We start from the raw sequence: 20,262 nt of genomic DNA on the forward strand, positions 1-20,262 counted from the left end.
TCCGTGGTTACGTCTCCGTCTGGTCACTTACACAGACTGATTCATCACCGAAACCGCTGGTGAGAAATCGAGCGCGTTTCGACCGAACATTCGCCACGACCGGGCAATATTTATTACGAGCCGCGTATCTTGGGAGATATGGTCGCAGTCTGGAGCTATCCGTGGCAATTGCTCTCACAAGACCCTGCCGAGACGCGGCAGGAGTTCGACGAGTTGGGCGTGACGAGCGTCACTGTCGCCGCGCATTATCACTCCATTCGAACGCTTGACCCGCGTTCGGACGACGGTCTGTTCGAATCGTACGAAGGTGGTTGCTACTTCGACCCTGACCGAGACGCGTTCACCGACACGCGAATCGATCCGCCAGTGAACGAAGTCGCCGGTTACGACGACCCGTTCGGGGCAGTCGTTGAGACGCTTCGAGAGGGGGGAATCGACGTGAACGCGTGGCTGGTTTGTTTTCACAACTCGAAGCTCGGGGGAAACAACCCCGAGTTCGGCGTTCAGAGCGCGTTTGGCGACGCACACGACCACGCGTTCTGTCCGTCCCACGACGACGTCTCAGCGTATTTCGAGGGCGTCGTGCGCTCGCTCGCCGACTACGATATCGAAGTCATCAATCTCGAATCGCTCGGATTTCCGAGCGTCTTCCACGGCCACGGCGCGACGTTCGGTCACGCGAAAAACCACGTCGTCACCAACGCCGCAGAGGAGATACTCGTCTCGCAGTGTTTCTGTTCGGCGTGTCGGGAGCGAGCGGCGAACCACCCCGTGGATTTCGAGCGGGCCAAAGATGTCGTCCGAGACGTTGTCCGAAACGTGCTAAGCGAACCGACGCCGCAGGTTCGCTCGCTCGAACGCCTCACCGAAACCCACCCCGTTTTGGCGGAGTTGTTCGATTTCCGAGCGTCAGTCATCGACGAATTTCTGGCGGGCGTGGCGGCCGCCAGCGGCGACGTCGAACTCACCTACTCCGCGTCGGACGGTCTCGGCCGTGACCCGAACGACGGGTGGCCCGCTGGCGTCGTCCTCGACCGGGTTCGAACCTATTTAGACCGTATCGTGGCGCTCTGTTACACCGACGACCCCGATGTCGCCCGCCGACGCGTCCGACGCTATCGGGACGCGGTCGAGATACCCGTCGATGCCGGAGTTACCCTCGACCCCGGCATGGTCGAGTCCGAGTCGGAGTGGAAAACGGTCGTCAACAACGTCCGCGAACTCGCCGACGACGTGCACATCTACAATCATTCTCTGATGAGCAAGGGCCACCGCGAGTGGTTCGACGTGACCACCCCCCACGCCCAGCAGTGATGAAACCCTGACTGAGAGTCCGACCGAAATCATACAATTGCGTTCGAATCGTGGCGTGATGACGTGGCCGTTCGCCGCGAATGGCATAGTCACACAATATTTTTTAAACCCTCAATACGTTGCCAAAGATATGGTTCGACTGGGCGTAGAACGATTACTGGACGAGCGGGCCGACGTGGTCGAGGGCGACCGACTTGGTCTCATCACGAACCCGTCGGGGACTGACAGCAATCTCACCCCGACTATCGACCTGCTCAACGACCGCGACGCATTCGACCTCCGGAAGCTGTTCGGACCGGAACACGGTATCAGGGGCGATGTGCAGGCAGGCGTAAAAGTCGACGACAGCACCGATGACCGAACCGGACTTCCGGTCAAGAGCCTCTACGGCGAACAGCGGAGACTCAGACCCGAGATGCTCGCGGACATCGACACCGTCGTCTACGACATGCAGGACGTGGGTTGTCGGTTCTACACGCTCATCTACACGCTGGCGTACGCCCTCGAAGGGACTGCCGAGGCCGACAAACGCATCGTCGTCCTCGACCGCCCGAATCCCATCTCGCCGCTACCGGTTACCGGCAACCGAATCGGCGAGGAGAACTCCTCGTTCGTCGGCGGCTACGAACTCCCCATCGTCCACGGGTTGACCATCGGCGAGTTGGCGACGTACCTCAACGAGGAATTCGATATCGGTGCGCGTCTCGATGTCGTCGAGATGCGCGACTGGTCGCGGTCGGACTGGTTCTCGGACACCGGCCTCCCGTGGGTGTACCCGTCACCGAACATGCCGACCCCGGGAACGGCGACGCTGTACCCCGGTATGTGTTTCTTCGAAGGTACGAACCTCTCGGAAGGCCGCGGAACGACCAAACCGTTCGAACTCGTCGGTGCGCCGTGGATCGATGCCGACGCGTGGGCGACGGAGCTGTCGGAACAGGGACTTGACGGGGTCGCGTTCCGTCCAGCGTACTTCTCGCCGACATTCTCGAAACACGAACGAGAGAACGTCACCGGCGTGCAAGTCCACGTCCTTGACCGCGACACCGTCAACCCCGTGACGGTCGGCCTCACGGTTCTGGCGTCCGCGTTCATGGCCGACGACCGGTGCGAGTGGATAGAGTACGACGACGGTTTCTTCGTCGATAAACTGGCGGGGGGGAGCTATCTCCGCGAGACGATAGACGACGCAGACACCGCGAGCGAGCCGCGGGACATCGCAGCGGAGATTACAGAGCACTGGGAAGACGACCTTGCCGAGTTCGCCGACGTGCGAGGGAATTATCGTCGATACTGACCAGATGGCTGAAAACACATCACTTCCCGGCGTCGAATCGGCCGTTTCGTCGCTGTCGCTCGACGAAAAGGTCGGCCAACTGTTCGTCGCGGGATTCGACGGAAGCACGCCGACGGCCGAAATCGAGGCACTTATCGCCGATCGCTGGCTCGGTGGCGTCATCTACTTCAGTCGGAACGTCGAGTCACCGGAACAACTACGGACGCTCTCGCGGACGCTACACGGGGTCGTCCCGGACGGCGCGCCGCCGCTGTTCGTGAGTATCGACCAAGAAGGCGGTCGCGTCGCACGACTCTCGTGGGGAACCGAACAGCCGAGCATGATGTCGTTCGGCGCGGCCGACGACCCCGCGCTCGCCGCGCGTGCTGGCGACGCCGTCGGCTGCGAACTGCGTGCGCTGGGCATCGATATGAACCTCGCACCGGTTCTCGACGTGAACAACAACCCCGACAACCCCGTCATCGGCGTCAGGTCGTTCGGCGAACGTCCTGACCGCGTCGCGGAACTGGGGGCCGCGTTCGCCGACGGGTTACAGGATGCAAGTGTCGTCGCCTGCGGGAAGCACTTCCCGGGCCACGGCGACACCGTGGTCGATTCGCACCTTGACATGCCCGTCATCGACCACGACCGCGACCGCCTCGACCGCGTCGAGCTCCGCCCCTTCCGCCGCGCCATTGAGGCCGGTATCGACGCCATCATGACGACCCACGTTGCGTTCCCGGCCATTGCGGACGACGAGCGCCCGGCAACGCTCTCGCATCGGGTCGTCACCGGACTCCTCCGCGAGGAACTGGGATTCGACGGACTCGTCGTCACGGACTGCATGGAGATGAGCGCCATCGCCGACGGCGTCGGGACGGTTGAAGGGTGCGTGCAGGCGGTTGAAGCGGGCTGTGACCTGATTTGTGTCTCACACACCCCATCGAAACAGCGCGCGGCCATCGACGCGGTCGGAGACGCCGTCACGTCGGGGCGCATCGAAGAGTCGCGCATCGACCGATCGGTGCGGCGAATCCTCCGCGCGAAGCGGACGTACGACGCGGGAACGGTTGGCGACGAGGCACAGTGGGACGCCGCCGCCGCGGACTGCCGCACCGTCGCGCGAACCGTCGCCGAGCGCGGCGTCACGCTTGTTCGCGACGATGCCAACAACCTCCCGCTCTCGGGCGAACCAGTCTCGGTCTACGAGTTCGATGGTGGCCGCGGGTCGCTCGCCGAGGAGACGCGGGACGCCGACGGTGCGCTCGCGGACGCACTTGCGGAAGCAGGCGTGACGGTAGACGCATCGGTTCTTGCTTCCGGCGAAACACTGACGTTTGAGTCTAGAGCGTCAAACGGTTCGACGGTCGTGCGCACGTCCGACGCCGCCGCGAATCCAGAGCAAGCGGCCGCGGTTCGCAACCTCGCGGCCGATACGGACGTGGTCGTCGTCGCAACCAGCAACCCCTACAACCTCGCCGCGTTCCCCGGCGTCAAGACATACCTGACGACGTACGACAGCACGCCCCTTTCGCTCGTCGCTGTCGCCGACGTTCTCGTCGGCAACAGGGAGCCAACCGGTCGGCTTCCGGTCACGATTCCCGATCAAGAGACGTAAGTAGCCCGCCCTACCGCGCCTGCTCGGAAACCGAGCGGAGCACGTCGGCCAGTTCGTCACCCAATCGGTCGAACAGTTCCTCGCCTTTCGCCGCACTTGCCAGCGACGGGTCGCCGATTGCGCCCGACGCGGAGTATTCTTCGAACTCGCGGTATATCGAGAGCGCGCCGCCGACGAGGAGGTCTTGTGTTCCGCGCTCGTACGGTTCGTCTAAGTATTCGGCGTCGGCGTCGTCCATCGTCACGAACTCCGCGTGGAGGTGCAACATGAGCGAGGTTTCGAACTCGCCACCGTGAGCCATGCCACCCACGTCGCTCTCACGAATCTCGTCGATGAACGAGTCGGCGAGTTGGAAGTACGTCAGGCCGGTCACCTCCACCTCGGGGTTGGACTTGCCGACCGTGCTCACGACGTTGTCGATGACCGAGGCATTGCCTCCGTGACCGTTGACGAAACAGATGCCGTCGAATCCGTTTTCGAGCGCGGTGTCGGCAACGTCCTCCAAGAGTGCGAGGAGGTGTTCCAGTTCGAGCGTCATCGTCCCGCCGAGCGACGTATGATGTGGCGAGAATCCCGACCAAATCGGCGGCGTCACGAGAAGTGGTACGTCGTCCGCGACGCGTTCGGCACCGAGGTGGGAGACGGCATCGGCCAGTAGCGTGTCGGTTGCGACGGGGAGATGGTGGCCGTGTTGTTCGACGCTGCCGACCGGGACGACAACGACCGATCCGTCGGCGGTTCCGGTGTCGCGAATTTCGCGTCGAGTCTTCGTCGCCCACGCGACAGACGAGGAACGTCCTGTTGGAAGCATGGAAGAGATTGTTCGCGTCGAATGTATATTTATTTGGGTTCCGGTCGAAACGAACCGCTGTCCGACGAAGTCGAGCGAACGCACGTCTCGATTTCACGAACCGAATACCGTCAGCATCGACCTTTATATCACATATACGATATACATGCAAATTTATTAACTATGCACGTTATTGAATGATTTGATGTCGAAAAAAGAAGTAAGCGGAGAGAGGCGTAAATTCATAAAAAGGACTGGTGCGCTGGCAACGCTTCCAATCGTCGGTGACGTCGCCGGAGCGCGGCGCGGCAGGCACCGCTCGTCGGACAAGCGCGTCGTCGGATACTATCCCTCGTGGACGACCGAGTATGGTCCGCGAGACGTGCCCTACGACACGGTCACGCACCTGAACTACGCCTTCCTCGAACCGACCTCGGAGGGTGAAGTCAAACTCGCAGTCACCGGAGACGCCGCGCCCGAACTCTTAGAAAAGTTCCGAACGGTAACGTACGAGCAACCGGACACATCGTTCATGTTTTCCGTGCAGGCCGGATGGTACTCCGGTCGGTTCTCCGATGCCGCCCTCACGGCCGAGCGACGGGCACGATTCGCCCGAACCGCCATCGAACTCGTGCGAAAGTACAATTTCGATGGTATCGACATCGATTGGGAGTATCCCGACGGGACGATTCGAGAGAGCGACCCGCACAACTTGGTACTCCTCCTGCGCGAAATCCGACGGCAACTCGACGAAGCAGAGCGAGCGGACTGCCAGCGGTACGAATTGAGCATGGCGGCATCGGCCAACCCGTCGACCATCGACTCACAGAAAGTCGGCGCGTTCAGCGACGACGTGGACTTCCTGAACGTGATGTGCTACGACCTCCACGGAACGTGGAACGAGCGCACCCATTTCAACGCGCCCTTGTATCCCGTGCCGGACGCGCCGAACGCGACACCGTCGCTCACCGCCGACCACGCGATGCACCACTGGGCAAGCAAACCAATAGCGAAGGAGAAACTCCACTTCGGGCTTCCGTTCTACGGACGCACCTTTGAGAACGTGCAAAACGAACACCCCAGCGACCACGGACTGTTTCAACCGTTCGAAGGCGGGAGCGCCATGGAGTACGGTGAAATCATGGAGAACGTCCGGCACGGTTCCGATTACGAGTACCACTGGCACCCAGAAGCAAGGGTACCGTGGCTGTACTCGGCGGAAGAAGGTACGTTCATCTCCTACGACGACCGTCACTCCGTCAGGGAGAAGACGAAGTACGCCGTGGACAACGACTTCGGCGGGATGATGTGCTGGGAACTCTCACAAGACCCCGACAACGTCCTGCTGGAGACGATAGATAGACACATCTGACGTCACTGACGGGGGGGATTTCACTGGTTGCGAGGCCGTTACTGAACCACCCCGGAATCCCCTACGCGTGTGCCAGTTTCAACTCGATGATGTTCTTCGCTCGCAGGAGTTCCTCCAGATGTTTCTCGTCGGGGTCAGCACTGATACGACTCGACGGGCCGGAGACGCTTATCGCTCCGATAACCTGACCGTTCTCGTTCTTGATGGCGACCGCGACACAGCGGACGCCGCGCACACGCTCCTCGCTGTCGACGGCGAATCCGGTCTCTCGAATCGTCTCCAGTTCCGTCGCGAGTACCTCACGGTCGGTGATGGTTTTCGCGGTCCGAGCGGGAAGCCCCCGCTGTTCGAAGATCGCTTCGACTCGACTCTCGGGCAGGTACGCGAGAATGGCCTTTCCGAGAGCGGTCGCGTGGAGAGCGACGTGTTTTCCGGGATGGGTGTCGAGCGGAATGGACGTGTCCGCTTGCGCGTCGTAAATGTAGACACCGCGCCCGTCCTCTTCGACGAGGAGGCTCGCCGATTCGTCGGTTTCGGCGGCTATCTCGTCGATTTCGGGTTCGGCTACCTCGAAGATTTTGCGCCGAGACCGGGCGTACTCGCCGATTTCGAGGAACCGAAGGCTGACGCGGTAGATGTTGTTGTCTCTAACGACGTAACCTCGCTCGACGAGCGTTCGAAGGTGGTTGTAGACCGTGCTATCGGGGAGATCGAGATGAGCGGAAATCTCCGTGAGACGGGCTCCGTCGAGTTCGCGGAGGGTTTCGATGATGTCGAACGACCGCGCGGTCGTCCGAACCGGGGTGTTCGACTCGCCAGTCATTTGCTTTCTTTGATCATATTTCCAGCGTGAGGTAATATATTTTCCTTTGGAGGTAGCAGAGATGCCACGAATAGAGTATATAATTTTTATGATCATTTCGTTCGTCGTCTCGACTACGGGTTCTGTCGTCGGAGTTCGATGTAATTTCTGACAGAATAATAGTGGTAGGCCTATACAATATTGAAGGCCATAGAGGAGGTACGACTGCTCCGCGGCTAGCACTTAGACTACAACGTACGATGGGAGTCGAGTTTCGCTCTTCGGCATGTGAAACTTCGTTTTCGGTGTCAATTATTTGGTGTGTTCGAAGCGTTTTTTCGGTGATATTCGGACGAATTGACCGATTCGGTTGAGACTAGCCAGAGATATCCAACGTTCACAGTCATCGTGTTTTTCGGTGAGTTTGTGGAGGACAATGGGCGAGAACAGTGTCACACCGTCCGAACAACGCGGTGCCGAGCAGTACCTTGGTGCCGATGGAATTGCCCCAATTATACAATAGTAACTGGGTTCAGACCGTCGAAGTGCACTAACACTAACGCTCCAGAAGAGGGCTTGAACTCCAACGTGGAACGTACAAATGACAAATATATTTCATGATTAGGATTTTATATCGGATTCAGCGCGTTCTTCGATACTGAAGATGGAACGCTCACAACGAGAGGTCACAACCCACTACGGCAGTGTTACAAAAACGATGGCTATCGGGTAATGGAAGAGATGGCAGAGCGCATCCCCAGTGTGAGCTACAATTGAGGAAATCGCTATGCGTAGTATCTACAGTTCAGTTGCTCACGGAAGCGACTCGGTAGTTTCGAGGAGATCGTCGTCGGTACGCCACCGGTATAATCGGCCTTCGTTCTCAAAGCGGTCGAAAACGCCATCCTGCATCCAACCGAACGGGTGGTCTTCGTCTTCGTACTCCCGCTTGAGGACGTGACTCTTCGAGAAGTACTCGGTGGTGCCGACGAGCAAGCCCTGCTCGACGAGGAAGTCGCTGGGATCTTTCTCGGCAACACCCACAAGGTATGTGACGAGATCGGCGATAAGACAGAACTTCTGGATGCTGTTGTCCCATTCGCCGCGGATATCGACCATTCGGAAGGCGTAGGCGTCTTCGCGGCGGTTCAAACGGTCGGTGACGAGGTTGAGTCGGCGGATTGGCTCGCGGTCGTAGTTGCCGAGGACGAAATACGAGCGGTCGTTCTCGTAGACGGGTGTGAGTTCGCCCAGTGTCTGGATGATATCTTCGTTGTCGGCGAGCGAGATCTCGTCCTGGTTGAGTCGGTCGGTCGCGTTCGTGAGGATTTCGTCGGGGACTGGCGACTCCTCGTCGGGCATACTCCACTGGTTTCACGGAGATCGTATAGAATTTACTGTGTAGTTTACGAGGTAAGATAGTGTTGTCTACTCTGGAGTGATTTACTCTAGGGTAAACTACTTGTCGGGCCAGCACGTAGAAACCAGTATGAGTACCGACCTGAGCACGGGCGAAAGCGCGGACGCACGTGAACTGGTGCATTTCGTCACCCAGCAGACGCGGTTCGCACTCGTCACCAATATCCTCCAGCATCCCCGCCAACTCCCCTCGATGTACGAACTCGAACAACTCAACCCGAGCGTCAGCGAAGCCACCGTCTACAAGCACATCCAGAAACTCATCGACGCTGGCATCGTGAAAGAAGTCGCGTTATCGGCCGACGAGCGTCGGCAAGGCTATCCCTGGAAGTTCTATGGGCTAACTGACGACGGTCGCGGGTTCCTCGACTCACACAACCTTCTAGAAGCTGAGGAGACGCTTCAACGGATCTACGAAACAATCAGCGACAAACCCGACAAGATGGTCAAATACGAGAATGCACCTCGGCCCAATGAGAAATAAGCTCTCACCCTACTCGCTCACAGTGACACCGTTTGTTCCATGAGGGCGTGAAGGAGGTCACTGGTCGGTAAGTCGAGGTTGCCATCGACTATTTTTTGTTTTACAGTCGCCGAATCCGATCTGTTTGAACGTAGCTAGAAGGAACGACCCCGGTCTTGTTCGGTAGCATACTTTAGGAACACGTTACCAATTAGCAATCGATGAGCTACGACGTAGTTTTCGAAAACGCACGAATCATCGACGGCACTGGATCACCGTGGTACCGCGGCGAGGTTGCAGTAGATGATGGACAACTCGAAGCAATCGGTCGGGTTGGCGACGATGCAGAAATCGTAGTCGATGTGGAAGGGAGCGTCATTGCGCCAGGATTTATAGATATCCATACACACTCCGATTTCACGCTGCCAGCCAACCGCGATGCGCACAGCAAGGTCAGACAGGGAGTTACGCTCGAAATTGTCGGGAACTGCGGGACAAGCGCCGCCCCGCGATACGGTTCTGCCGACCGGGCAATCGACGATTGGTTTGCGAGTAACGGACTCGCAGAAGAAGTCGATGCGAGCGATTGGGAGTCGGTCGCTGATTACTTTGAATTTCTCGAACGGGATGGCCTCTCGCTCTCCGTCGGTTCACTCGTCGGTCACGGCAACATTCGTGCCGCCGTAATCGGATACGAGGATCGTGCGCCGACGACGACGGAACTCGACGAGATGCGAACCCTCGTCGCAGAGGCCATGGAAAACGGCGCCGTTGGGCTTTCGACTGGGTTGTTCTACCCACCGGGATGCTACGCCGAAACCGACGAAGTCGTCGCACTCGCCGAAGTGGCCGCAGAGTATGGTGGAATCTATGCGACCCACATGCGTTCGGAGAGCGACGATCTCATTGGAAGCGTCGAAGAGACCCTAGAGATCGGTCGCCGTGCGGATATCCCCGTCCAAGTTTCGCATCACAAGGCTATCGGCCCGAAAAACTGGGGGAAGGTTCGATATACCCTTCGACGGATGGAACTCGCCCGCGAACGCGACGGTATCGAAGTCCAATGCGATCAATATCCGTACATCGCGTCGTCAACCAGTCTCGGTGCGCTCTTACCCAATTGGGCACACGACGGTGGTGACGATGCACTCATCCAGCGGCTTCTCGACGAGGAAGAGCGTGCCCGAATTCGAGAGAATTTGGCCACGGATCGAACGAGTGACTGGGATGGTATCCTCGTGACGAACGTACAAAATCCAGAACTGCAAGAGTACCAGGGAAAGACGATTGCCGATATCGCTGACCACGATGACGACGACCGACCTCCCGCCGAGATATTGCTCGATATCGTTCTGGAGGACGAAAACCGAACGATGCACGTTAGCTTCGGGATGGACGAAGACGACGTCGAATACGTGATGGGTCACGACCTCACGATGGTCGGCAGTGATGGTTCCTCGCTTTGCCCGTGCGGCCCGTTGGGTGAAGGCGTTCCCCACCCCCGGAACTACGGCACATTTCCGCACGTGCTCGGAAAATACGTCCGAGAGAAGGAAGTCATCCCATTGGAGGAAGCCGTCCACAAGATGACCGGAATGCCCGCTGCCAGATTGGGTATTGATGACAGAGGAATTCTTAAACGGGGCGCTCGTGCCGATCTCACTGTTTTCGACCCCGAATCGATTCGTCAGCCAGGTGACTTCCTTGATCCGGCTAACTACCCCACTGGTATCGAACACGTCCTTGTCAATGGGGAATTCGTCATCAGAGACGGCGACCACACTGGAACTCGACCGGGGGAAGTAATCCGGTAGTGACGACCTGTGTGACGGCAAAATAGACGCCAATTATTGTTTCCATCCAGCCAAAACCTCCAACGGTGTATTACAGCATTCGACGCACTCCACACAAACCTTCACGACACACGCAAAGCGTTCGATACCTTCCCAGGGACGTGAAAGTCGAGATTATCGATGCGCTCGACGATACGTTGCTCGCCGCGGTCGCCAACTGAGGTCACGATGAACAGAAGATCGCTCGCGGTCATTAGCGAGAGCTCTCTCATGCTGCAGACCGAACCAGCATTCCTACACGGATTTCCGTCTCCGGTGACGGATACAAACATAGATACTTGTGTTCATAGACTCATAATTTGGATAGATGGAAATCCCCGACGAACTATGCTGTCTCTTTAGCAGCGAAATCGAAGCAACGGATGGGTCACACACGCTTAGAGTGCCGACCCGAGAAATTACGGATGGCCACCTCCAGCCAGACACCGCCTACCGTGTCGCGCTGCTCAAACAACCAGCGCCAGCGGATAGCACAGCGCAAAAGACACCATCCTCGACAGCATCACCAGTGACACGAAACGAAGAGAATTCAGATCGACAGTCGAGCCCAACGACGGCCCCAGTCGAAGAAGGCGACCGCCGAACGGTCGAAATCGAAGGCGTCGGCGAACAAGGCGATGGCATCGCTCGCGTCGACCGTGGCTACGTGATTATCGTACCAGATACAGAACAACGCGACCGAGTCACCGTCGAAATCACGAACGTCACACCAAGCGTCGCCTTCGCTGAGGTCGTCGAACGAAAGGCCTACTACGAGTAGTCTTCCGATTTATTCTCCCACCATTTCCAGGATTGTTCGACCACGGTTCTCGTGGCAGTCAGTGCGAAGAAACAGCCGAATACGAGAGACGAACTAAGACCAACCGTCGCCGTGTATCGAGGAATTCTCGCCTCCGCCCGCCCTACCGGACAACAATTCGAGGAGAGTAATATCACTCGGCAAGTTCGAGGAGGACAATATCACTCGGCAAGTTCGAGAAAAGTAATATCACTCGGCAGAGTATCGTTCAGCCGCGAACCCCATTTCTTCAGAATGCCTCGAAGGCCCAAAGCAGCCAGCAAGTCTTGGAACTGCATAGACTCGAAGCAGTTATCGTTATTAGACTTCGGTTAGGGTTCACACCATTGTCTGTCACTTCTTCGGTAGAGGCAGTTAAATCCAGATATTCGAGCAGATAGACTTCGAGATGGGTAGTTTTTTATCTACAGTTTCAGTAGTTTTGCACATGCCAAACAATGACACAGATACATCAGATGATGCGCTCTCAGACATCTCTGAAGATACTGCGATAGACTCTCCCTCGAAAGACGACTCCAATCAGAAAACGATCCGTGAACTCCTCGAAGAAGATTCTGGAAAATCGGTCTTTGTAAATCGGAACCTTGTCGAACCGGACACCATCATCGACGAAGAACGCATCGTTGGCCGTGACGACCAACTTCAGGCCGTCATCGCCTATCTCAAACCTGCACTCCGTGACGAGCGACCACCCAATATGCTTCTCTACGGTCCATCTGGCACTGGAAAGTCTCTCATCGTCAACGCTGTTTGTGGACAAATCGTCGAACTTTGTGAATCACAGGACATCAACTTCGGTGTCATCAGTCTCAACTGCCAGCCGATTACCACGCTCGACCGTGCGGTCTACAAACTCGTTGAAACGGTTGCGAAAGACGTCGGTGTCGATATCGGTGTCCCAGCGACCGGAGTCTCTACTGAACAAAAGTATGAGCGCCTCTATGATTTGATCAACACGTACTACGACTCGGTCATCTTCATCCTCGACGAAATCGATCTCCTCATCGGTCGCGAAGATGAACCCGCGTACTCGAAGCTCCTCTATCAGCTATCTCGAGCCGGGAAAACGGATACGATTCATGGAACTGTGTCTGTCGCCGCCTTGACGAACGACCCCAAATTCATGGAGAACGTCGACGGGCGCTCAGAGAGTTCGTTCAACCCCGAAGACATCCCCTTTTCCGATTATGATGCGAATCAACTCCGTGAAATCCTCGAACATCGTCGTGACGCTTTCCGAAACGGTACCCTCAGCGATGACGTTATTCCATTGGTAGCAGCATTCGCTGCCCAGAGCCATGGTGACGCCCGCAAAGGAATCGATCTCTTCCGGAAAGCCGGAGATCTCGCCAACCGGCAAAACGACGACGTCGTCACGGAATCGCACGTCCGAGATTCACAAGACGAAGTTGATAAAGATCGAATGCTGACCCAAATCGAAGGGCTCTCGACACAAAAGAAAATCTCACTCTACGCAACTGCGGCCGTCGCAGTGCATACAGCCCACGCCACTACCTCCGTCCCGAGTCCGGTTGGCTACCAAGTCTACAAGTGGATTACCGAACTGTTGGACGCCGACCAGATGACGCGTGAGACGTATATCAAATACGTCAAAGAACTTAACACATACGGAATCGTGAACGCCGAACGGAAGAGTCGCGGCCGTGGCCAGGGAATGCACATGGAGTTTTCTTTCTCGGATAACCCTCGACCGATTCTCGATCTGCTCGCAGAGGATTCTCGACTCACAGCGATTGCTGGCGAAACGGAACATCTAAAGACCATCGCGCAAACGAGAATGCAGAAATTCGAAAGTTCGTAATTGCCGGACAGCGAGTTGACAGCGACCCCCTTATCGAAGTGTAACCGGCAGCCACGTCGTGAGCTAACCGCTTCTGGCTTACTATCTGGCTATCGACCCCCTTATCGAAGTGTATTGACTACCTCCAACGGAACAGTGCACAATCGCCGTCTCTCCGGAGAGACGGTTGTACCCCTGCATCGAAGTGTATTGTCACGTTAGAGGCGCTCTCAAACGCAGAATCCATACGCAAGAGATGTTAGGAGTAGAATCGAAGAAATGCAATTCGAGAAGTTTATTTGTCGAAGCGTTTTGATTACTGGAGACGTAGTACGGCCCCGTCATCGAAGTGTAATCGAAGACAATATCAATAGCAAGCGTTAGTGTCTCTCACATCTACTACCCCCTTATCGAAGTGTAAATCCTCGGTTGTACATTGCTTGTGATACATGCGTTCTTGCTTTCAACGGATGTTACAGGTATGGATAAGATGCGTTTGACCGTTTACCCCGTTGTCGAAGTGTAACAGATGGTTCCAAAATAATGAGAAGTCAATTTTTCCCACACCAAACTTATTTTTATATTCTACCGATCTATTTCGTCAAAAACGGTTAGTCGAGGGATGACAAGCCGATACCGTCGACCAGTGGTTTCCGCTCGCAGACAACGAGTTCTCGACGTGAAGAAATAGAAATGACGATTCAAGGAAGAATAGTAGACGGTACCACCCCCACCCCATTATCGAAGTGTAACTCCTGTTTGGTGGGATTCTGATCCAAATTCACTTCTCAGCTCTCGTTACAACACTTCATACAGGGATATAATCGCGGTTTATCGTGGTTTGCGGATACTGTTTAACAAGCATCTATTTATAGGTTTCGGTTGTATAGTTAGTTGCTAAAACAGCGGTTTCTGTTATTCGCGATGCCAGACACTGCCGATTCGTTCTATGCGTTGACTTTCCCATGGTTCCAAGTGTTCGTCACTTTCGAGTTTACACTTCGATAACGGGGGGAGGGGGTTCGTCTTCTCGTCTCTTCTCAGCCTGGGACAACCAACCTTTCCTATCTCCAGACACCCTTGCTCACTCCACCGACCATCGAGAAACGTGAGCGACCTACGTCTGTCCCAGTCGAATATGGTGTCAGCGATTGGAGGTCTAGTGACTATAGATTCTGTCGAGGCTAAATCGATCCCGCGTGTACCGTCATCATACGTCACGTTCGTTGGTGCAGTCGTAGAACACTTTTATATTACTGGCAGTAGCGCGTAGGGGACAAAGTCCGCTCTAAATACAAGGGGCCAGTAAAATCAGACGAGTAAACTGCCTCAGGACGCAAACCCGAAACGATTCACCAGTCACTAACATTATCTCATTAATCGAATGTCATTCCATAACCCCATTCCTCCAGATGAACCTCGGCTTCGTCGAGATGCCGAAGTCCGACCTTCATAAGGGCTTCCCGAAGGTCAGTGAGAGACACGTCGTCATCAAACCGCTCTTCGAGTTCCCGAAGCGCGTCCCGTTCTGCACTCTTAGTATCCTTTTGAAGGAACAGTGGCACTCGGTCGCGCCCATCCTGAACCCCGTCACGGCGGAACTTGTACGGTATCTGCATGGACTGTTGGCGTGTTGAGCGCTGTGAATCAGCTGTGTCGGTCGCTTCTGTCTGGTAGTCAGTAGGCGACCTGGTGTCGGTGCTGTCTGACTGGTCGGTTGTTTTTGACTCTGTCTTCGTTGAAGTAGTGTCTTCAGCGAACGGATCTTCACCAGCCCCCTCTTTCATTCCCGTCATGCGGTCACCACCTCGTGGTCAAGATCGCCCGGTTCTGGTGGGTTCGGGGCTTCGAGACCAATTTGACTCTCAAGATGGCGTGCCACTCGGTCGAATTGTGCCAGTGTTTCGAGTTCGTAGTCACGATGGCGATCACGGTGTTCGCGGACGTACGTGAACGCCGAACATTGTTGCATCCAGCACCCCTCCATCAGTGATGCTCGTTCCCCGATTATCTCTGGAATCGGGTACTCGATCCCATGGAGAATCTTCCGCTGGTCGCGCGTGTCTTTGAAGCCAATCGGGAGCGCTCCGAGAACGCCGACCTCGACATCCAGTTGGTTTTCGAGGCCAGTGACGAGCGCTTCAAGACCTTCAACGGCCGCCCGACCCTTTGCAGTAGGCTCTACAGGTATGACTAACGACCGTGTTGCGTGGATGGCGTTGTAGAGGTGTGGTCCTTCAGTTGCTGGTGGATCGCAGATGAGCACATCATACTCGTCAGGGACTCCCGCTTCACGGAGTACGCGAAGCAGTTGCGCGTGCATTCCAAACGCCTCGCCCATTGCCTCTGCCTGATTTTTCTCGCGTTGGAGATACTCCGCGAGGTCAGAGAGCATGTTGTGTTCTGGGATAATGTCCACGCCGTCGACTGTTCGAATAAGATCGGCGAAGTCACCTTTCTGACGACGAATCATATGCCGGACGATATTATCGACGGCTTCCGTTCGTTGGTCATCGACATCGAAGAGGCGCGATAAGTCTCCGTCTTGTGGGTCAAGCGGTACCACGAGAGGCTTGAGACCCCCGCGTGCGTGCGCTACAGCGAGGTTTGCCGCAGTTGTGGTCTTCCCAACCCCGCCTGCCTCGCTGTACGTTGAGTACGCTAACATATTCCATTCATGAGAGCCATTCATCTTGAAAGTTCGTCAGACAAATTCATGATTTGTATTATTTTATGGATGCAATGAATGTAGTTTGTTCCTGGTTCTGCTGAACACACCTAATGAACACACCTAATGAACACGACCAGTGACTGAAACTGATGAATGGTACTGATGAATGCAACTATGTGGCGCACCCTTGACTATACTTAATGAAGAAACTCTTGGACTTACTGAGTACACACCGTGGATTTCATCGGTGACTGTATCGGGTGAACCCCGTTGTTGAGTCCATTCTTGGAAACAATATCTGACAAACGTGGTCTGTGACGGCCGCATTCATTAATGAACACAACTAATGAACATCTCTTTGTTCGCTATCTTCCCTCCGTCAGTTGGCGTGAAGTTGCGATAGCTGGTTCATCACCGCATCTGTCCAAGCCTCCGATTTTTGCCATGTCCACTCTACCGTTTCAGCGAGCGGTTGTACTACATAGCGATATTTGACATCGCCATCTGCAACGTTGCGTGGATACCGATTCACCAACTCCCGTCCGTGGAGAGCTTTTAGTCGCTTGCCGAGGTTGCTTTATCACGTTCCAGAACGGCAACAATTGTTCAAAAATACCTCGTCAACGGGGCGATTGTTGTTCTCGTCGAATAATAACGGTACAGTTTCATTTGATCTCCTCGGTTGATTCGCGTCTGTTGTTTACAAGAGATGACGGCGTAGCGCTTCCGTAACTTCGTCACACTCATGATGAACCCAATGTGACGCGTCCGGAAACATCTGTACCTGACCGTCCTCACAGTAGTCGACGCTCTCTTCGGCCATCGAGGGGAGGAGTGCTATGTCGTCTTTTCCCCAACAAATCAGCGTCGGTTGGGTGACGGTATTGCGTGACGGACTGTCCGAACGACGGAACCCACGATACCAGTTGATTCTCGGTGTAATTCCAGTGTGGCGCCAGGCCGCCTTGTAGCAGGTAATCGTTTCTTCGTCGAACGTCCCAGGGTTGGACGTTATTTCGAGAGAATCAACCATATTGGCCATATCGTTCCGAGTCAACATCCATTCGGGGAGCTTCGGCACCTGATAGAACCAGACGTACCAGCTCCGCGCGATTTGCTGGGGACTGGATCGTAACGTATCTCGATACACTTTCGGATGGGGGACGTTGAATATCCCTAATCGATCGACCATAGAGGGGTGACGGAGTGCTAAATTCCAGGCGACGAACCCACCGAAGTCGTGCCCGACGATGTGGGCAGATTCTCGACCCTCACTGTAGATCAATTCGCGCACGTCAGCGACTAGTTCCGATTGTCGATAGGCATCGATTCCGTCGGGTGCTTCGCTCAGATTACAGCCCCGCTGGTCAGGGACGACCACACGGAAGTCGGCCTCGACGAGCGAACAGATCTGATCGCGCCAGCCGTACCAGAAATCGGGATGTCCGTGTAGGAGGACGACCAGTGGCGCGTCGGGGTCGCCAGCGGCGACGACGTGTAATTGCACGTCGTTGACGTCGCGATAGGTGGATTCAACATCGCAATCGGTGAGTAACGATTCATCAGTGTTTATGACTGTATCTCCGGTCGTGGGTGGTTTCGTGACTGACATCGTGTTATCCGTGTGTGGAAATACGCGGCAGCGCTGAATACGAGGACTGCCGCACCGATGTGGCTCCTTTTAAATTCTCGATCTCCAATTTGTAGTGTGTTCAGAGTTTTCCGCCGGAACGGTCAGTGACCGTGGCGGGAGTCAGTGAACGAGTTCGGTGAACACACGTTCTTCGGCTTTCCGAAGGTGCTCACCGACCGTTCCAGAAGAAATCCCGACTACCTCGCCAATGTCTTCGAGGGACACTTGGCGAGGTTCACTATAATATCCCAGATCAACTGCTACCTCAAGCACTTCTTTTTGCCTAGCTGTAACCATCCTGTTTAACGATGATTTATTAGCGTTGTAATCGCCCATCTTGAGTATTTCAAACGCGAATTGTCCCTTCTCCTCAGCATATTCGTACAGTCTTCTGAATGTTTTATCAGTTCCTAACCATGTGATTTTGAGCTGGTTATCGGACGTGAAGTGAATTGGTGTCTCGATTACCAGAAACGATTTTCGTTGCAGTTCGAGGGATTGGCGAACCTCTTCTGTCGGCTCAAATTGGCTTACTGCCATCCACCGGTCATCTCCGGAAGTAAGATAACTGATGACATGTGGGGACTCCTCCATGATTTGCTCGTAGTGTTTCTTACTACCGCTCGCCTCGGCAAATAGGAGTACAGTATCATCATCAAGTAGTTCAATATGATGAATGGCCCTCCGCTCGATAGACGGGGCGTCTGTCAGTTTCTTCCCGAGTGGATGGAACGCCTTTCCTCCGTCTGGTTTAACTAATACTGTGAGATATCGCATACAAGAACCAGGAGTGCGCGGAGTTAAACAACCACGGCTTATGCCACTTAAACTCCATCGCGGTGAGGCAGTGTACCTACTGAGCTACACGGGGAATTTATACCCTATCGACGATGCAACCAATGGCAGAAACGGTTGACCACCGTTCATTTCGTGAACGATGTGGTCACAGATTTCTCCCAATAACGCCATCGTCAGCCGTACTTCACACATTTCGAATGCGTTTCAATTAACTAATTTCAGCGAATATCTGCGGTTGTGAGCGATGGCTTCTACATCACAGTCGGCAACAAAGAACTCGGCATGCTCCCCGGCAGCATGCTGGCTCTAGTGGTGGACTTGGCGATTGCCGAGTACGGAGCGTACGACTACCCCCAACAGTCGGCAGCAATCGAGAACTCGGTCGAAGTAGACGCTCCCGCCATGGGGAAGAACGTGAATTCGATATGACTAGCGACACCACGCAGTTCAACTCGGACTCAACGCCAACTCGCCGGTCGTGACGGCGGATATACGTTGACACTGCTGAAGAAGGAGATCGGAACCGGACAATACCAGAGGTTGTGATTGATGCCTTCGATGCATATCAGTGAATCCACCCCTGTTCACACCTCCGAAACTGTGCGAGACATCACAACCTCGGAGGATGGATTTGATGCGTGCCTTCTGTTCTCTGCGGACATCATGAAATCGATTCCTGATTCGTTGAAACAGTATCCCGATGTACTGCTTGGTCGACCTCGCGACCCACCGGCAGGCTTATCTATACATGCAACCGTCTAGTTGCATGTTGTCCCATGACCTCTAACGACGACGTATTCCGGGCCTTGGCCGACAGCACGCGGCGGTTGATCCTAGAGGAATTGACGGACAACAGTGAACAGACGCTCTTCGAACTCTGTGCGCGCCTGACCATGGAGCACGATGTCGACATGTCCCGACAAGGGGTGAGCAAGCACCTCGAAGTCCTTGAGGAGGCCGGTCTCGTCACCTCGACGCGTCGCGGCAGGACCAAAGTCATGGAGTTCGGTGGCGCAGACCATGTCAAGGCAGCAGCAGCCTGGATGCACCGTCTGACCGAGAACGACACCAATACGGAACCCGAGAGGAGTTAACCAAATGGAAATTACTGTAACAAGCGTACACGTTGATGACCAGCAGAAGGCCCTGGAGTTCTACACGAACGTCCTCGGCTTCGAGAAGAAGACCGACGAACCAGTTGGTGAGGCGAGATGGTTGACCGTGGTCGAACCGAAATCACCCGATGGCGTCGAACTGTTCCTAGAATCCATAGGGAGTCCAGAAGTAGCTGAGGAGCTCGAAGCGTACCGCGACGCGCTCGTCACCAACGGCATCCCCTGGACGCAGTTCGGGTGTGAGAACGTGAAGGCCGAATACGAACGCCTGAGCGAGCAAGGCGTCGAGTTCACCCAAAAGCCGATGACCGCCGGGGGCGTCACGATGGCCGTCTTCGACGACACATGCGGGAACCTCATCCAGATCATCCAACAGTGATGGATCTGGTGGACAAAGCCAACCACCAGATGCCGACTGCGACACGTACTCTTGAGTTCGGTGTGAAGTCAGTCAGTTTCGCTCTTGAGTGTAGCGTACCGGCAATCGATTTTTCGGGGAGAATCGACTCCGTGAGATGTACAGAGAAAGGGCCGTCCC

General features: G+C 55.5%; 18 protein-coding genes. 11 read left to right on the forward strand and 7 right to left on the reverse strand.

The features are described 5' to 3' along the window. The first annotated feature begins 138 nt into the window (after positions 1-138). The 3 genes from HL45_RS18420 (at position 139) to nagZ (ending at position 4,208) form a co-directional block, all read left to right on the forward strand. The gene (locus HL45_RS18420; protein ID WP_049972682.1) at positions 139-1,314 is read left to right on the forward strand and encodes a hypothetical protein; all 1,176 of its coding nucleotides are present in this window, start codon (positions 139-141) and stop codon (positions 1,312-1,314) included. Between the two features lie 130 nt (positions 1,315-1,444). Then, positions 1,445-2,611 (forward strand): exo-beta-N-acetylmuramidase NamZ family protein, encoded by a 1,167-nt coding sequence (locus HL45_RS18425; RefSeq protein WP_049972683.1) that lies wholly within the window; start codon positions 1,445-1,447, stop codon positions 2,609-2,611. A gap of 4 nt (positions 2,612-2,615) precedes the next feature. Next, positions 2,616-4,208, forward strand: a complete 1,593-nt coding sequence (gene nagZ / locus HL45_RS18430) for a beta-N-acetylhexosaminidase (protein WP_049972684.1) — start codon at positions 2,616-2,618, stop codon at positions 4,206-4,208. 10 nt (positions 4,209-4,218) lie between these two features. Here nagZ and HL45_RS18435 read toward each other — a convergent pair whose 3' ends face one another. After that, positions 4,219-5,019 (reverse strand): creatininase family protein, encoded by an 801-nt coding sequence (locus HL45_RS18435; RefSeq protein ID WP_049972685.1) that lies wholly within the window; start codon positions 5,017-5,019, stop codon positions 4,219-4,221. Between the two features lie 184 nt (positions 5,020-5,203). Here HL45_RS18435 and HL45_RS18440 point away from each other — a divergent pair, with 184 nt between their 5' ends. Then, on the forward strand, positions 5,204-6,370 hold the full coding sequence (locus HL45_RS18440) for a glycoside hydrolase family 18 protein (protein ID WP_144240139.1): 1,167 nt from the start codon (positions 5,204-5,206) through the stop codon (positions 6,368-6,370). A gap of 61 nt (positions 6,371-6,431) precedes the next feature. On the opposite strand, the gene HL45_RS18445 is transcribed toward HL45_RS18440, so the two are convergent. Together HL45_RS18445 and HL45_RS18450 are read right to left on the reverse strand one after the other, a co-directional pair. Continuing rightward, the gene (locus tag HL45_RS18445) at positions 6,432-7,193 is read right to left on the reverse strand and encodes an IclR family transcriptional regulator (RefSeq protein WP_049972687.1); all 762 of its coding nucleotides are present in this window, start codon (positions 7,191-7,193) and stop codon (positions 6,432-6,434) included. 792 nt (positions 7,194-7,985) lie between these two features. Then, on the reverse strand, positions 7,986-8,534 hold the full coding sequence (locus tag HL45_RS18450; protein WP_049972688.1) for a hypothetical protein: 549 nt from the start codon (positions 8,532-8,534) through the stop codon (positions 7,986-7,988). Between the two features lie 127 nt (positions 8,535-8,661). Here HL45_RS18450 and HL45_RS18455 point away from each other — a divergent pair, with 127 nt between their 5' ends. From HL45_RS18455 to HL45_RS18470, 4 genes are all read left to right on the forward strand, one after another. Further along, on the forward strand, positions 8,662-9,075 hold the full coding sequence (locus tag HL45_RS18455) for a winged helix-turn-helix domain-containing protein (protein WP_049972689.1): 414 nt from the start codon (positions 8,662-8,664) through the stop codon (positions 9,073-9,075). A gap of 200 nt (positions 9,076-9,275) precedes the next feature. Continuing rightward, positions 9,276-10,868 carry an N-acyl-D-amino-acid deacylase family protein gene (locus HL45_RS18460; RefSeq protein ID WP_049972690.1) on the forward strand — a complete coding sequence of 531 codons (1,593 nt, stop codon included), beginning with the start codon at positions 9,276-9,278 and terminating at the stop codon, positions 10,866-10,868. A gap of 346 nt (positions 10,869-11,214) precedes the next feature. Continuing rightward, positions 11,215-11,667 (forward strand): TRAM domain-containing protein, encoded by a 453-nt coding sequence (locus HL45_RS18465; RefSeq protein WP_049972691.1) that lies wholly within the window; start codon positions 11,215-11,217, stop codon positions 11,665-11,667. A gap of 466 nt (positions 11,668-12,133) precedes the next feature. Then, positions 12,134-13,528, forward strand: a complete 1,395-nt coding sequence (locus HL45_RS18470; RefSeq protein ID WP_049972692.1) for an orc1/cdc6 family replication initiation protein — start codon at positions 12,134-12,136, stop codon at positions 13,526-13,528. A gap of 1,355 nt (positions 13,529-14,883) precedes the next feature. Here the strand turns inward: HL45_RS18470 and HL45_RS21990 are convergent. The 4 genes from HL45_RS21990 to HL45_RS18490 all read right to left on the reverse strand — a co-directional run bounded on the left by HL45_RS21990 (position 14,884) and on the right by HL45_RS18490 (position 18,588). Further along, entirely contained in the window at positions 14,884-15,303 is a 420-nt protein-coding gene (locus HL45_RS21990) for a hypothetical protein (RefSeq protein ID WP_049972693.1), read from the reverse strand. Then, positions 15,300-16,175, reverse strand: a complete 876-nt coding sequence (locus HL45_RS18480; protein WP_049972694.1) for a ParA family protein — start codon at positions 16,173-16,175, stop codon at positions 15,300-15,302. Before HL45_RS18480 ends, HL45_RS21990 begins: the two co-directional genes overlap by 4 nt. A 703-nt stretch (positions 16,176-16,878) precedes the next feature. Then, a complete protein-coding gene (locus HL45_RS18485; protein WP_049972695.1) occupies positions 16,879-17,790 on the reverse strand; it encodes an alpha/beta fold hydrolase in 912 nt (303 codons plus the stop codon). A gap of 141 nt (positions 17,791-17,931) precedes the next feature. Beyond that, complete coding sequence (locus HL45_RS18490) at positions 17,932-18,588, reverse strand: helix-turn-helix domain-containing protein (RefSeq protein ID WP_049972696.1); 657 nt, start codon at positions 18,586-18,588, stop codon at positions 17,932-17,934. Between the two features lie 258 nt (positions 18,589-18,846). Here HL45_RS18490 and HL45_RS18495 point away from each other — a divergent pair, with 258 nt between their 5' ends. From HL45_RS18495 to HL45_RS18505, 3 genes are all read left to right on the forward strand, one after another. Then, a complete protein-coding gene (locus HL45_RS18495; RefSeq protein ID WP_233274850.1) occupies positions 18,847-19,038 on the forward strand; it encodes a hypothetical protein in 192 nt (63 codons plus the stop codon). 347 nt (positions 19,039-19,385) lie between these two features. Next, the gene (locus HL45_RS18500; RefSeq protein WP_049972697.1) at positions 19,386-19,703 is read left to right on the forward strand and encodes an ArsR/SmtB family transcription factor; all 318 of its coding nucleotides are present in this window, start codon (positions 19,386-19,388) and stop codon (positions 19,701-19,703) included. A 4-nt stretch (positions 19,704-19,707) separates the two neighbouring features. Next, a complete protein-coding gene (locus tag HL45_RS18505; RefSeq protein ID WP_049972698.1) occupies positions 19,708-20,103 on the forward strand; it encodes a VOC family protein in 396 nt (131 codons plus the stop codon). The last annotated feature ends 159 nt before the right edge of the window (positions 20,104-20,262 follow it).

This window comes from Haladaptatus cibarius D43 (assembly GCF_000710615.1).
Lineage (GTDB): Archaea > Halobacteriota > Halobacteria > Halobacteriales > Haladaptataceae > Haladaptatus > Haladaptatus cibarius.